Annotated in this window: 12 protein-coding genes and 1 tRNA gene; 5 read left to right on the top strand and 8 right to left on the bottom strand. The window is 65.2% G+C overall.

Features of this window, described 5'->3' with window-relative positions; genetic code table 11:
- Positions 1 to 144 precede the first annotated feature (144 nt).
- From ACQGNJ_RS13045 to ACQGNJ_RS13030, 4 genes are all read left to right on the top strand, one after another.
- Positions 145 to 1,392, top strand: a complete 1,248-nt coding sequence (locus ACQGNJ_RS13045) for an MFS transporter (RefSeq protein ID WP_426689685.1) — start codon at positions 145 to 147, stop codon at positions 1,390 to 1,392.
- Positions 1,393 to 1,569: 177 nt separating this feature from the next.
- Positions 1,570 to 2,142 (top strand): LemA family protein, encoded by a 573-nt coding sequence (locus ACQGNJ_RS13040; RefSeq protein ID WP_426689684.1) that lies wholly within the window; start codon positions 1,570 to 1,572, stop codon positions 2,140 to 2,142.
- 13 nt (positions 2,143 to 2,155) lie between these two features.
- On the top strand, positions 2,156 to 3,037 hold the full coding sequence (locus ACQGNJ_RS13035; protein ID WP_426690051.1) for a GIDE domain-containing protein: 882 nt from the start codon (positions 2,156 to 2,158) through the stop codon (positions 3,035 to 3,037).
- A gap of 822 nt (positions 3,038 to 3,859) precedes the next feature.
- Positions 3,860 to 4,366 carry a DUF2199 domain-containing protein gene (locus ACQGNJ_RS13030; RefSeq protein ID WP_426689683.1) on the top strand — a complete coding sequence of 169 codons (507 nt, stop codon included), beginning with the start codon at positions 3,860 to 3,862 and terminating at the stop codon, positions 4,364 to 4,366.
- 427 nt (positions 4,367 to 4,793) lie between these two features.
- Here the strand turns inward: ACQGNJ_RS13030 and murB are convergent, their stop codons facing one another.
- From murB to amaB, 6 genes are all read right to left on the bottom strand, one after another.
- Positions 4,794 to 5,822 carry a UDP-N-acetylmuramate dehydrogenase gene (gene murB, locus ACQGNJ_RS13025; RefSeq protein WP_426690050.1) on the bottom strand — a complete coding sequence of 343 codons (1,029 nt, stop codon included), beginning with the start codon at positions 5,820 to 5,822 and terminating at the stop codon, positions 4,794 to 4,796.
- Positions 5,823 to 5,832: 10 nt separating this feature from the next.
- The gene (locus tag ACQGNJ_RS13020) at positions 5,833 to 6,870 is read right to left on the bottom strand and encodes a quinone-dependent dihydroorotate dehydrogenase (protein WP_426689682.1); all 1,038 of its coding nucleotides are present in this window, start codon (positions 6,868 to 6,870) and stop codon (positions 5,833 to 5,835) included.
- A 3-nt stretch (positions 6,871 to 6,873) separates the two neighbouring features.
- Entirely contained in the window at positions 6,874 to 7,641 is a 768-nt protein-coding gene (locus ACQGNJ_RS13015; protein ID WP_426689681.1) for a class I SAM-dependent methyltransferase, read from the bottom strand.
- On the bottom strand, positions 7,634 to 8,407 hold the full coding sequence (locus ACQGNJ_RS13010; RefSeq protein WP_426689680.1) for an SDR family NAD(P)-dependent oxidoreductase: 774 nt from the start codon (positions 8,405 to 8,407) through the stop codon (positions 7,634 to 7,636). Before ACQGNJ_RS13010 ends, ACQGNJ_RS13015 begins: the two co-directional genes overlap by 8 nt.
- A 7-nt stretch (positions 8,408 to 8,414) precedes the next feature.
- Positions 8,415 to 8,717 carry a DUF4190 domain-containing protein gene (locus ACQGNJ_RS13005; protein ID WP_426689679.1) on the bottom strand — a complete coding sequence of 101 codons (303 nt, stop codon included), beginning with the start codon at positions 8,715 to 8,717 and terminating at the stop codon, positions 8,415 to 8,417.
- A gap of 89 nt (positions 8,718 to 8,806) precedes the next feature.
- Positions 8,807 to 10,342, bottom strand: coding sequence for an L-piperidine-6-carboxylate dehydrogenase (gene amaB / locus ACQGNJ_RS13000; protein WP_426689678.1), 1,536 nt, complete (start codon positions 10,340 to 10,342; stop codon positions 8,807 to 8,809).
- 259 nt (positions 10,343 to 10,601) lie between these two features.
- Between amaB and ACQGNJ_RS12995 the strand changes: the two genes are divergently transcribed.
- Positions 10,602 to 10,678, top strand: a tRNA-Arg gene (locus ACQGNJ_RS12995).
- A gap of 41 nt (positions 10,679 to 10,719) precedes the next feature.
- Here ACQGNJ_RS12995 and ACQGNJ_RS12990 read toward each other — a convergent pair.
- Positions 10,720 to 12,279, bottom strand: coding sequence for a protein adenylyltransferase SelO (locus tag ACQGNJ_RS12990; protein ID WP_426689677.1), 1,560 nt, complete (start codon positions 12,277 to 12,279; stop codon positions 10,720 to 10,722).
- A 97-nt stretch (positions 12,280 to 12,376) separates the two neighbouring features.
- Positions 12,377 to 13,375: a lysozyme family protein gene (locus tag ACQGNJ_RS12985; protein ID WP_426689676.1), complete on the bottom strand. Its 999-nt coding sequence runs from the start codon at positions 13,373 to 13,375 to the stop codon at positions 12,377 to 12,379.
- Positions 13,376 to 13,700 lie beyond the last annotated feature (325 nt).

The following is a 13,700-nucleotide window of genomic DNA, read 5'->3' as shown; positions in this document are numbered from 1 at the left end:
AGCGCTGACGGATCGGCTTCCGCCCAGTGTGCAGGGCGTTGATGACGGCCGGATGACGGCGAGCTGTCTGGCACATGCGTGAACCTCGCCGCTTGCCTTATCGTTGGCGCCCCCGCAGCGCACCCCACACAGTCATCGCCCCCCATGCAGACCCGCGTCGAAAGCGCCCCGCTCTCCCCCTCGGCCATCCCCGCCTCCGCCGACAGCCTCCCCACCGGCGAACCCACCCAGTTCGCGGTGCTCGGCGGGATCAGCTTCGCGCACATGCTCAACGACATGATCCAGTCGCTGATCCTGGCGATCTATCCGCTGTTGAAAGGCAGCTTCCACCTGAGTTTCGCCCAGGTAGGCCTGATCACGCTGACCTTCCAGCTCACCGCCTCGCTGCTGCAGCCGCTGGTAGGCATGGTCACCGACAGGCGACCGATGCCTTACTCGCTGCCGATCGGCATGGGCTTCACCCTGTGCGGCTTGCTGCTGCTGGCAGTGGCACCGAACTTCCCCTTGCTGCTGCTGGCCGTGGCCCTGGTGGGAACCGGCTCGTCGGTATTCCATCCGGAATCCTCGCGGGTGGCGCGAATGGCTTCCGGCGGACGGCACGGACTGGCCCAGTCGCTGTTCCAGGTCGGCGGCAACACCGGCTCCTCGCTGGGGCCGCTGCTGGCAGCGTGGATCATCGTGCCGCACGGCCGTGGCAGCGTGGCGTGGTTCTCGCTGGCCGCACTGCTGGCGATCGTGGTGCTGCTGCAGGTCGGGCGCTGGTACGGGCGCCATCACCTGACGCGCGGCAAGTCCTCGGCGCGCCATCTCGACGTGATTTCGCTGTCGCGCAACCGGATCATCGGTGCGCTGGCCATCCTTGGCCTGCTGATCTTCTCCAAATATTTCTACCTGGCCAGCCTCAGCAGCTATTACACCTTCTACCTTATCCACAAGTTCGGCCTGTCGGTGCAGAGCGCACAGGTGCACCTGTTCGTGTTCCTGTTCGCGGTGGCCGCCGGTTCGCTGGTCGGCGGCCCGGTCGGCGACCGCATCGGGCGCAAGTGGGTGATCTGGGTATCGATCCTGGGCGTGGCCCCGTTCACCCTGCTGCTGCCGCACGCGAACCTGATGTGGACCGGGGTGCTGACCGTGGTGATCGGCCTGATCCTGGCCTCGGCGTTCTCGGCGATCCTGGTCTACGCGCAAGAATTGATCCCCGGCCACGTCGGCATGGTCTCCGGCCTGTTCTTCGGCTTCGCCTTCGGCATGGGCGGCATTGGCGCCGCCGTGCTCGGCGGGCTGGCCGATACGCATGGCATCGAGTACGTCTACCAGCTATGCGCGTACCTGCCGCTGATGGGGTTGATCACGGTGTTTCTGCCGAATATCGAGAAGCGGGTTCGCGCTTGATGCTTTTGCAGGAGCGCACCCTGTGCGCGATGCTCCTGCTCTTTCGGTTGATCAAGTGCAGAGCTTCGTCCTCCTGCGGAGGGCGACGCCACAAGAGCGGCCAGCGCTTCACCAGGGTGCCATGCCGAAGGCGCCTCGGCTATGCTTTTGGGGACCATTCAACGGGGGAGGGATCAAGTGGGCATCAAGGGATTCGGCTTTCTGGCGTTCTTCGCCGTCATCGCGATTTACGTCGTGGTGATCTACAACAATCTGGTGCGGTTGAAGAACAACGTTGCCAAAGCCTGGTCCAACATCGATGTGCTGCTGAAACAGCGTCACGATGAACTACCCAACCTGGTGGAGACCTGCAAGCAATACATGGTGTATGAGCAGCAGACGCTGGTGAAGGTTGCCGAGGCACGCAGCGCGATCTCCGTCGCCCGCCAGCACGCCGACGCTGCTGCCTTGGGGCCTGCGGAGGATCAGTTGCGTAGCGGCCTGGGCCAACTGTTCGCGGTGGCCGAAAAGTATCCTGACCTCAAGGCCAACGAGACTTTCCGCAATCTGCAGAGCCGCATCAGCGGCTTGGAGTCAGCCATTGCCGACCGGCGCGAGTTCTACAACGACACGGTAACCGAGTTGAACGTGCGCATTGAACAGTTCCCCGACCGCTTCATCGCCAGCTTGTTTGCGTTCGGTTCTGCCACCCCGATCCGCTTCAGCCAGAGCGAGCTCAAGCAGCCCGACCTGAAGGCACTGTTCAACTGATGGCCCGCCCGTGATGACTGGTGTCTCGACGGTTCCTCCAGGTTTCATCGCCTTCATCCTCGGCGCAGGCGCGCTTGGCAGTCTGTACTACTGGGGGCGCAAGCTGCAGCAGTTGCGGTTGATCCAGGGCACCCCGGTGTCACGCTGTCGTGCCGCTGCACACGGTTATGTCGCATTGTCCGGCACCCAATCGACGGTTACCGATCATCCCCGGGTGGGGCCGATGACCGGCCAGCCATGCACCTGGTGGAGCTATACCGTCGAGGAATTGCGCGGTGACGACAAGCACAAGAAGTGGGTCACGATCAGTCAGGCAACCTGCTCCCTGCCGTTCATCATCGACGACGGCACCGCTCGGGTGATGATCGTCCCGGAGGGGGCCAAGGTGACATTCAGCAGCATGGACCGCTGGCGCGGCTACTCCGAGTGGCCAACGAAGACATCTGTCATGAACTCGATGGACGGCGATTACCGGTACACGGAAATGCGCATGTCGGAGGGCGACTCCTTGTATGCGGTCGGCCAGTTTGGCAGTCATTCTGTCCACGAGGTCCCGAAGGGCACCGACGACGCCGTGTCCGCCATCCTGACATCGTGGAAGAGCGATCACGCCGCCCTGCTGGCCCGGTTCGATGCCGACAACAACGGGCAGATCGATATGGAGGAATGGGACAACGCGCGTGAATCGGCAAGAAAACAGGCCCTGCTTGGCGCCGATGCTCCCGACGTGATGAGGCCTGAGCCGATCCTCTCCTGCCCCAAGGATGGCCGACCGTTCCTGCTCTCGACGAAGCCCGTGGAGGACATTGCCGCTGCGCTGCTCAAGCAGGTGCGATATGGATTGATGATATTCGCCGCCTGCACCGCAGGCGCGCTGTGGCTGGCAAGCAGATAACAGCTGATCAGCATCCCGGCGCATCGACACCGCCGTGCTTGGCGGCTTGGCCGACAACCGTGGCATCGAATACGTCTATCAGCTATGCGCGTACCTGCCGCTGATGGGGTTGATCACGGTGTTTCTGCCGAATATCGAGAAGCGGGTTCGCGCTTGATGCTTTTGTAGGAGCGCACCCTGTGCGCGATGCTCTTGCTTGATTTGTTGTCGTGAAGCGAAGGGCTTTCACCCTCCTGCGGAGGGCGAGGTACTTCTCTTTTGCTTGTCCAAAAGAGAAGTACCCAAGAGAAAACGACACCCCGCTTGCGCGCTTTCCGGGCTTCCTGCCCGGGAAGTCCGCGGTCGGGTTGCGCGGTTTGTCGACAGTCCATCCGTGGACTGACGCCAAACTGGCCGGCATCCATGCCAGCCACCCTGCGGGCTGTTCCTCCACCCGCCCGCCGCTTCAGAGGGGCCCCGGTAGAGCAGCGGGCCATCGTGGCCCGCACTTTTCAGAAGAGCCAGAGCAAAGCAGAGCTGAGGCAAAGCAGAACCACGGCAACGGCTGAAAGATTTGAGCCGTATCCGAGGCTCGGCCAGCGGCGCACCACACTCCTAGCGCGAACGAAGACAGTCATTGCCTCGGGCGTCACCGGAAGACAGTCACCCTCGCTCGAATAGACCGGTATCAACCATCACGAGTTCCATGCGGCCACGCCCCGACGACATTGTTGTGCCAGTGCATGATCTGCCGTAGAAATTCGCCGCTGGCACGGCCAAGAATCGAGCTGCATACTCGGCACAGCACCCTACCTATGGGGTCTACTCGGCGTCAGGGCCCGCATGAAGTCTTTCGTTTGTCCAACCTGCGGTGACACTCACGAGGGCCTACCCATCGATCATGGCTGGAAGCTTCCCGATGTGGTCTGGGCCATTCCCGCGAATGAACGATCTCATCAGGCAAAGTTCAACAGCGATCTCTGTCAACTCGGCGGTCGCTTTTTTATTCGCTGCCTGCTCAAGCTCTCTTTCAACGAGCAATCTGACTACTACGGCTGGGGCGTCTGGGTTGAGATTCACGAGCACGATTTCAATCGTTACTTTGAGCTCTACGACAAAGACGGAAGTCATGAGCGACCCATCCCGGGCACCATGGCCAACGCAATCCCGGGCTATCCATCAACTCTCGGGCTGGCGGTAATGGTGCAATTCCAAAACAGCACGAGCCGGCCTGCTGTCCTCATTCCAGCAACCAGCAGTCACCCTCTGGCAGCAGAACAGGCCACGGGCATAGACAATCAGCGCTATCACGAGATACTTGTAGCCACAGGGTCCTTGGGCAGGCCATAAACAGTCATCCAAGCAGACGGCTCCGCCGCCACTTAACTCCAGCGTTCGGTCTCTCAGCTTTTCAGCTTTTGCAACCGCGCAGCGGTTGCGTACCGAGTGCGGGCCAGGATGGCACGCTGCTCTAACCGGGGCCCCTGTGCGGCGGTGAGACGGGGTCGACAGGCCCGCAGGGGCATCGGCATGGATGCCGATGCCTTTTCGCCAGGACAGGAGTCCTGTCGAAAAGCCCGGCCCCGGCTCACGGACTTGTTGGGCAGGAAGCCCAACAAGCGCCAAGCGGGGTGGCCTTTCTCTTTGGTTACTTTCTCTTTGGCCACGCAAAGAGAAAGTGACTCGCCCTCCGTAGGAGGACGAAAGCTCGTTGCTTCAAACAATCAAACGAAAGAGCAAGAGCATCGCGCACAGGGTGCGCTCCTACAAAAGAAACTCAGCGCGCGCCGATCACGACCGGCTCCGGCTCCAGCGCCACGCCGAACTTCTCGCGCACACCAAGCATCACCTGCTGCGCCAGCGCCCACAATTGCGGCCCGGTCGCCTTGCCGTGATTCACCAGCACCAGCGCATGCCGATTGGAAATGCCGGCATCGCCTTCGCGCTTGCCTTTGAAACCAGCCGCCTCGATCAGCCAGGCCGCAGAAATCTTGCAGCGTCCATCCGGCTGCGGCCAGACAGCCAGATCGGGATGTTCGCGCTTCAGTGCATCAGCCAGCGCAGCCTCCACGATCGGGTTCTTGAAGAAACTGCCGGCATTGCCGATCACCGACGGGTCGGGCAGTTTCTTCGTGCGCACGTGCACGACCGCTTCGGCCACGTGGAACGGCGCCGGCTTGTCGACGCCCATCCGCGCCAGCTGCTCGTTGATGCCGGCGTAGTCGGTGCGCAGCGGACGACTGCGCGGCAGCACGAAGCGCACGGCAGTGACGATGTAGCGGCCGGGCTCGTGCTTGAACAGCGAATCGCGGTAACCGAACGCGCACGTCGCGTGGTCCAGCGTCACCACGCAGCGCTCGCGGGTATCCCACGCCTCCACACTCTCGACGAACTCGGCCACTTCGCAGCCATACGCACCGATGTTCTGGATCGGTGCGGCGCCGACCGTGCCGGGGATCAGGATCAGGTTTTCCAGGCCGGCGTAGCCCTGGCCCAGGGTCCAGCGCACGAAGTCGTCCCAGCGTTCGCCGGCGGCCACCGCGATGCGCGCGCTGTCGCCATCGCTTTCCACCTGCACGCCGCGGGTTTCCATCGCCAGCACGGTGCCATCGAAATTGCCGTTGAACAACACGTTGCTACCCTCGCCCAGTACCAGCAGGCGGCCGTTGCGCACGGCGGGGAAGTCGAGCAGCTCGGGCAGCTTGCTGGCGTCACGGATTTCGGCGAGCAGCGTCGCGCGTGCGTCCACGCGCAGCGTGTTGCGGTTCGCCAGCGAGGCGTTTTCGATGAGCGTGTAGCCGCCCATGTCGGTGCGTTCAGGCTGCATGGACAGCCTCGCGCTGGCGACGGATTTCATTGACGCATTCGCCGACCAGGTGCGGCCCGCGATAGATCAGGCCTGAGTAGAGCTGCACCAGCGAAGCACCGGCATCGAGCTTCTCGGCGGCGTCGCTGCCCTCCAGAATGCCGCCCACGCCAATCAGCGGGATGCGCCCCTGCAGGCGCTTGTGCATGCCGGCGAGCACGGCGGTGGAACGCTCGAACAGCGGCTTCCCGGACAGGCCCCCGGCTTCGCCGCCGTGTGGGTCGTCGGCCACCGATGCGTGGTCGATCGTGGTGTTGCTGCAGATCACGCCGTCGATGCCGGTGCGCAGCAGCACCTCGGCGATCGCGTCGAGTTCGGCTTCGGTGAGATCCGGCGCGATCTTCAGCAGCATCGGCTTGCGCCGGCCCTGCTGCGAACCCAGCCGCTCCTGCGCCGCGCGCAATACCGAGATGAACTTGTAAAGCGTGGCCTCCTGCTGCAGGTCACGCAGGCCTTGCGTGTTCGGCGAGGAGATGTTCACCGTGATGTAGCTGGCGTGGTCGTAGACCTTGTGCAGGCAGGTCAGGTAGTCGTTGACCGCCTTCTCGTTCGGCGTGTCCTTGTTCTTGCCGATGTTGATGCCGAGCACGCCGTGGTAGCTGGACTGCTGCACGTTGCGCACCAGCGCATCGACACCTTCGTTGTTGAAGCCGAGCCGGTTGATGATCGCCTCGTGCTGCGACAGACGGAACATGCGTGGCTTGTCGTTGCCCGGCTGCGGCAACGGCGTGACCGTGCCGACTTCGATGAAGCCGAAGCCAAGCGCGTCCAGTGCATCAAGGTGTTCGGCGTTCTTGTCCAGCCCGGCGGCAAGGCCGACCGGGTTGGGAAAGGTGATGCCGAACACCGTGGTGGGCAGGTCGGCCGGCGGCCTGGCAATCCAGTGGGAGAAACCGCTGCGCTGCGCCACACCCAGCGCGTAGAGGGTGAGGTGGTGCGCTCTCTCGGGATCAAGCTTGAACAGCAGCGGGCGCAGGATGTCGTACATGAATCAGACCGGTTGGCCCGCGAAGATGCGGGTGTCGTAATCAAAGCTTACCGTGCCGTTTTCGGCACAGCTGTCGAACAGTTCGCGCAGTGCATGCAGCATGGGCTGGTGTTGCGGGTGCCCGGCCGGTGGCGCATACGAAGACGACATCAGCCGTCCGCGCAGCGATTCGAAATCCAGTCGCTGGGCATGCTCGAAACGGGCGCTGCCGCGGAAACCGCTGCCGAACCAGGTGCGCATGCGCGCGTCGTCGGCATAGCGTTCGGCCACGCTGGTGTAGTCGGTGCCGAAGGTCTGCAGCAGCGCCTCGTAGCCTTCCAGGAACGGTGTGCCGGCAAGCCGGCGCGAATTCCACCAGATCGCGACCAGACCGCCCTGGCGCAGGATGCGCGCAAATTCACGACGCGCGGCTTGCTCGTCGAACCAGTGGAACGCCTGCGCCACGGTGACCAGATCCACGCTGGCATCGGCCAGGTTCGTCGCGTCGGCACGACCGTCGACGGCATCGAAGGCCGGGTAGCTGCGCAGCCAGTGTTCGGCCGCGGCGCGCATCGGTGCATTCGGCTCTACCGCAGTCACCCGATAGCCGGCGTCGAGCAACATCTTCGAGGAAATGCCGGTGCCGGCACCCACGTCGGCGACCCGCCAGCCGCTGTCCACGCGCTGTTCGCGTTGCAGCCACGCCAGCAGCGCTGCCGGATAGTCCGGCCGGTAACGCACGTAGTCATCCACGCGATCACTGAAGCGGGCGGTGGATTTCAGGTCAGCCACTGAGCATCTGCCCGCCGTCGACCACCAGCGTGTGACCGGTGATCCAGCCGGCCCACGGCGAGGCCAGGAACAGCGCGGCGTGGGCAATCTCTTCGGGCTTGCCGAAACGGCCGAACGGAATCTTCGCCAGGGTGGCGCGATACAGCTCGGGCTGTTCCAGTCGGCGGCGTTCCCACAGGCCGTCGGCAAACGCGATCGAACCAGGCGCGATTGCATTGACGCGGATGCGATGCGTGGCCAGTGCCAGCGCTTGCGAAGTGGTGTACTGGCTGAGCGCCGCCTTCACCGCGGCATACGCCGCGCCGTTGGCGCGCGGGCGGAATGCGGCGATCGAACTGGTGTGCAGGATGCAGCCGTGCGCGGATGCCTGCAGATGCGGCAGGGCCGCGCGCGAGGCACGCACGGCCGCCATCAGGTCGACCTGGAAACCGGCCAGCCAGCTCTCGTCGCCTTCATCGAAACCGTAACCACTGGCGTTGTTGACCAGCACGTCGATGCCGCCCAGCGCATCAGCGGCGTTCGCCACATACGCGCTGATGGCCGCTGCATCGGCGAGGTCGCAACGTCGCGCATGCGCGGTGACGCCTTGCGCGGCGAGGGCCTGGCGGGTTTCCTCCAGCGCCGCCGCGCCGCGTGCGCAGATCGACACGTCAGCACCGGCCTGGGCAAAGGCCAGCGCAATGCTGCGACCGATGCCGCGACTGCCGCCGGCCACCACGACGCGATAGCCACCGAAGTCAAAGGGGGGCGAAGCGGCGTCGTTCATGCGCCGATCAATGCCAGCCCGCAAACGCGAAACCGAAGACCAGTACCGCGATCAGCAGGAAAATGCCGAGTATGCACAGCGCCAGTTGCGCGTAGCCGAGCACCAGCCCCGCCACCGCCATGCCGTCACCCTCGATGCGGGTATCGACCGGGCTGCGGCGAATTTCGCCCCGCGCCAGATGGCCGCAGATGATCGCCACGATCGCGCCGATGAACGGCAGCACGCACCAGCCAAGAATGCCGAAGACCAGGCTCACCACGGCCAGCGAACTGGTGGTGGTTGGCGGACGGTAGGACGGTTGATAGCTCATCGGTTCGCTCACTCGTCAGGGAGGTGGAACAGCGCCGTCATGCCACGACCGGCCACGGACGGTGAGCCGTCCGCGACCGGTTCTGGCGATTACACCGTGAACTTGATGCCCTGCGCCAGCGGCAGCGCGTCGGAGTAGTTGATGGTGTTGGTCTGCCGGCGCATGTAGACCTTCCACGCGTCCGAACCGGACTCGCGACCGCCACCGGTCTCCTTCTCGCCACCGAACGCGCCGCCGATCTCCGCACCGGAGGTGCCGATGTTGACGTTGGCGATGCCGCAGTCCGAACCGGCCGCCGACAGGAACTGCTCGGCCGCACGCAGGTTGTTGGTGAAGATCGACGAGGACAGGCCCTGCGGCACGTCGTTCTGCATGTCGATCGCTTCGTCGAGTGTCTTGAACGGCATCACGTAGAGGATCGGCGCGAAGGTTTCGGTCTGCACCACCTCGTCGGCGTTGTTCACGCCGGTGACGATGGTCGGCAGCACGAAGTTGCCCTTGCGGTCGGTCAGCGCCTTGCCGCCGGTGCGCACGGTGCCGCCGGCGGCCTTGGCCTTCTCCACCGCATGCAGGTAACCCTGCACGGCTTCCTGGCTGTTCAGCGGACCCATCAGCGTGGTGGCCAGGGTCGGATCGCCGATCTTGCCCTCGACCTGCTGGTAGGCCTTGACCAGGGTGTCGACCACGCCGTCGAAGATCGACTCCTGCACGAACAGGCGGCGCGTGGTGGTGCAGCGCTGGCCGGCGGTGCCGACGGCGCCGAACACGATGCCCGGGATCGCCAGTTTCAGGTCGGCGGTGTCATCCAGGATGATCGCGTTGTTGCCGCCCAGTTCCAGCAGCGAACGACCCATGCGCCGGGCCACGCGCTCGCCGACCATGCGGCCGACCTTGGTCGAGCCGGTGAAGCTGATCAGCGGGATGCGCTTGTCGTCGACGAACGCCTGCGCCAAATCGCTGCCGGCGTCATTGAACAGGAAGAACAGGTCGGGGAAGCCGGCGTCCTTCAAGGCCTCGTTGCAGATCTTCATCGTCGCGATGGCCGACAGCGGCGTCTTCGGCGACGGCTTCCAGATGCAGATGTCGCCGGCGATGGTCGCCAGCATGGCGTTCCATGCCCACACCGCCACCGGGAAGTTGAACGCGCTGATGATGCCGACCAGGCCCAGGGGATGGTACTGGTCGTACATGCGGTGGCCCGGGCGCTCCGAATGCATGGTCGAGCCATACATCATGCGGCTCTGGCCCACCGCGAAGTCGGCGATGTCGATCATCTCCTGCACTTCGCCGTCGCCCTCGGGCTTGATCTTGCCCATCTCCAGCGCGACCAGCGAACCGAGCGCATCCTTGTGCTTGCGCAATGCCTCACCGCACAGGCGCACCGCTTCGCCACGCAGCGGCGCCGGGGTGGTCTTCCACACCTTGAAGGCCGCCTGCGCGCGCTGGACGATCACTTCGTAGTCGGCCGCGCTGGACGCGTGCACGGTGCCGAGCACTTCGCCGCTGGCCGGGTTCACCGGCTGCAACGCGCCGGCATCGGTGGTCTTCGACCATTCGCCCTGGCCGAGGTAGCTGCCGGACTGCTCGCCGTCGAGGCCAAGCGCGCTGAGGATTGCATGGGACATGGATGTCTCCTGGACGTGCGGCACCTTGAGGCGCCGTGAATTGAAAGCGGGTAATTGCCCATTCTAGCAGGGGCGACGAGAGTGACTCCCTCCCCTGCGCCTGGCTCCCTCCCCTGCGTGCAGGGGAGGGTTGGGGTGGGGTCGCTCTTGATCCCGATTTCCGGCGACCCTGCGCAACCCCCTCCTGACCTCCTCCTGCAAGCAGGGGGAGGAGCAACGCAATCGCACCATCGCGCGATCCATGCGAAAATCCCGCCGCGCCCTCGTAGCTCAGTTGGATAGAGCGGCCCCCTCCTAAGGGGCAGGTCGGACGTTCGAATCGTCTCGAGGGCACCATCCGTTGCTGACGAAGGCTGGCTCCGTGCCGGCCTTCCAGCTCAGGAACTGCACGACAGCATCGAGCAACCCGCCTTGTGCCGCGCCCACTCCGGGCGCCTCGAAGCGAACGCCTCGCGACCAGGCTGGTCGTCGTAGGGATGGCGCATCACTTCAAGCAGCTCGGTGATGCCTTTGGGGTCGCCTTGTTCGGCCTGGTCGATCGCCTGCTGCGCGAGGTAGTTGCGCAGCACGTAACGCGGATTGACCTTGCACATCCGTTGGCGGCGCTGTTCCGGCGACAGCGGATCGTCAGCCAGCCGCGCCACATAGCGGGCCAGCCAGTCATTGAGCGCCGGCTCGGCCTCGCGTCGCTTCGTCTCGTCGTAGAACGCGTCATCCATCGGCGCCAGCGTCGGTGCCGACGGATCGACATCGGCCAGTGCGCGGAACCACAGCGTCATGTCGATCTCCGCCTGTTGCATCAGTGCTTGCAGCGACTGCATCAAGGCCAGGTCGTCGTCGCGACATTCGGCCAGGCCGAGTTTGGCCGCGGTGTTGGCGCGATCAGCGGCGGCGTAAGCGGCGGCATAGCGATCCAGCCCCGCCTGCAACGGTGCCATGTCGCCAAACAGCGGCGCCAGCGCACCGGCCAGCCGGCTCAGGTTCCACCACGCCACATTCGGCTGCTGGCCGAAACGGTAGCGACGGTGCTGCGCATCGGTGGTGTTCGGCGTCCACTCCGGATCGTAGTTGTCGACCCAGCCGTAAGGGCCGTAGTCGATGGTGAGGCCGAGGATCGACATGTTGTCGGTGTTCATCACGCCATGCACGAAACCCACCCGCATCCACTGCGCGAGCATGGTGGCGGTGCGTTCGCACACCTGCGCAAACCATGCGGCGTACAGCGCCTCGCCCTGCCCCTGCAGCTCGGAAAAATCGCGGCGGATGGTGAAGTCCACCAACTGCCGCAGCAGCGACGCATCGCCGCGCGAGGCCGGCAGTTCGAAGTTGCCGAAGCGAATGAACGACGGTGCGACACGGCAGACGATCGCCCCGGGCTCGGCGGCCGCGTGGCCGTCATAGAACATGTCGCGCCACACCGGCTCGCCGGTGTCGACCAGGCTCAAGGCCCGCGTGGTCGGCACGCCCAGGTGATGCATTGCCTCGCTGCACAGGAATTCGCGCACCGACGAGCGCAATACCGCGCGACCGTCCGCACCGCGCGAATACGGCGTCAACCCGGCGCCTTTCAGCTGCAGTTCCCAGCGCTCGCCGGCCGCGTTGATCACTTCACCCAGCGCAATCGCCCGACCGTCGCCCAGCTGGCCGGCCCAGTTGCCGAACTGGTGGCCACCGTAATTTGCCGCGTAGGGCTGCATGCCATCCAGCAGCGTGTTGCCGCCGAACAACTGCGCAAATTCCGGTGCGGCGACCTCGGCCTCGCTGAAACCCAGCGTGGCCGCCATCTCCGCCGAATGTGCCAGCAAGCGCGGCGCCGCTACCGGAGTCGGGTCCACCCGCGAATACAGCGCGCCCTCGACCTGGCGCAGGCCGATGCCCTGTTGCGGATCACCGGGCAAGTCACGGACGAAGGCGTTGTCGAAGCGCAAGGGGAACATGTCGAAGCCATCGCCGAAGGTTGCAGCCTATATCCGGGCGACAACGGCGCGATGCAAGGCAGTCGCCATTGCCGCCGACCGCCAGCGACGGGGAAACCTAACGCGTCATCGGGCCGGCTTTCCGCGCCTTGCGATGCGCCGTCTTCAGGCGATCGTAGACGGTAAGCACGGCGGTGCCATAGCCCCGCGCCAGGCTGGGTGTGCGGCTGTGGTAATAGCCGACGCCCATTACGCGGTCGCGGGTGCGATGCATGCCGTCGCGCAGGATCTTCGCCGCCACGGTGATATTGGTGCGCGGATCCAGCAGGGTCAGCGGATCACGCACGGCATCGCGGTGCATCGGGTAATAGACCTGCATGATGCCCACATCCTGCACCGCCGAGCCGAACTGGCTGGCCGCGGCCATCTGCAGTTGCACATGCTGGCGATCACCGCGCACCAGATGGTCGTCGACCCGGAACAGCCACGGCGTGGGGGCCACCCTGCCATCCGGGTACAGCGACTTCGATTCGACCAGCGCCACGCTGTACAGCAGCAGCGGATCCAGGCCATACGCCTTGCCGATCTGCGCCCACAGGCTGTGCCGCGAGGTGATGTCCAGATCGGGCTCGGCGATCGGCATCATCAGGTCCATCGTGCTGACTTCGCTCAGCAGGCGATCCGCGGACGGCGCGGGCGGCAGGCGCTCACCCACGACAACCGATGCTTCCACTGCGGCCGTGGGGGGAGCTGGCTCGACCAACCGCGGCGTGGCGACCGGCAGCGTCGCAGCCACCTTCGCCACGCGCACCGGGGCCGCGTTCAATGGCTCGGCATGCCGACTGGTGCCGCCCACGCCGATCGCCGCAGCGACCATCACCAGCAGCAGAACCACCGCCGCAAGATGTGGCCGCACCCGTGGCGCGATGACCTGGATGAGAGCGACTGGCGCAACCGTCAAGTGACGCCAGGCGGCACTGGTTGCCGCCCACCGTCCGCGCAGGTCGTCCCGTATGGCCGCCGGCGCGCGTTGCGGCTGCGCGAGTCGCGAGCTCCAGCCAGCGGGGGCGGGCGTCAACGCCGACCAGTCGACGACGCCAACCGGTTTCGCCAGCACGCTGGTTTTCCAGCGGGCGGGCGCTGGCAGACAGACCCGCGAGGGCGCGCGCGCCGGGCGGACGACATCGCGCCGGTTCGAGTTCGCCCGCGCGCGGGGCCCGGCATCCGGGCCTGCTGCGACCGCAGTCGGGCGCGCGACAACGCGCGCTCTGCCGCCGTAACCGATGAGCTTGGCCGCAGCTCCGCCACCCGGCGGGCTGCACGACCCCAACAGCGACGGCAAGGCATGGGGATTCGGACGACGCTGGGGTCCGCGGAATCGACTGGCCGCAGGCGCCGGCGCAGGCACAGCCGACGCCGCGGCCTGTGCCACGGCGGGGCGG

This window comes from Rhodanobacter ginsengiterrae (assembly GCF_050026815.1).
Classification (GTDB): Bacteria; Pseudomonadota; Gammaproteobacteria; order Xanthomonadales; family Rhodanobacteraceae; genus Rhodanobacter; species Rhodanobacter ginsengiterrae.
Note: the sequence above shows the minus strand (reverse complement) of the source record. Positions and strands in the feature narration are given on the sequence as shown.

Excerpts from the sequence above, each read along its gene's own strand:
- ACQGNJ_RS13005 (WP_426689679.1), bottom strand. The coding sequence starts at position 8,717 with ATGAGCTATCAACCGTCCTACCGTCCGCCAACCACCACCAGTTCGCTG.
- murB (WP_426690050.1), bottom strand. The coding sequence starts at position 5,822 with ATGGGCGGCTACACGCTCATCGAAAACGCCTCGCTGGCGAACCGCAAC.
- amaB (WP_426689678.1), bottom strand. The coding sequence starts at position 10,342 with ATGTCCCATGCAATCCTCAGCGCGCTTGGCCTCGACGGCGAGCAGTCC.
- ACQGNJ_RS12990 (WP_426689677.1), bottom strand. The coding sequence starts at position 12,279 with ATGTTCCCCTTGCGCTTCGACAACGCCTTCGTCCGTGACTTGCCCGGT.
- ACQGNJ_RS13035 (WP_426690051.1), top strand. The coding sequence starts at position 2,156 with ATGACTGGTGTCTCGACGGTTCCTCCAGGTTTCATCGCCTTCATCCTC.
- ACQGNJ_RS13045 (WP_426689685.1), top strand. The coding sequence starts at position 145 with ATGCAGACCCGCGTCGAAAGCGCCCCGCTCTCCCCCTCGGCCATCCCC.
- ACQGNJ_RS13020 (WP_426689682.1), bottom strand. The coding sequence starts at position 6,870 with ATGTACGACATCCTGCGCCCGCTGCTGTTCAAGCTTGATCCCGAGAGA.
- ACQGNJ_RS13010 (WP_426689680.1), bottom strand. The coding sequence starts at position 8,407 with ATGAACGACGCCGCTTCGCCCCCCTTTGACTTCGGTGGCTATCGCGTC.
- ACQGNJ_RS13030 (WP_426689683.1), top strand. The coding sequence starts at position 3,860 with ATGAAGTCTTTCGTTTGTCCAACCTGCGGTGACACTCACGAGGGCCTA.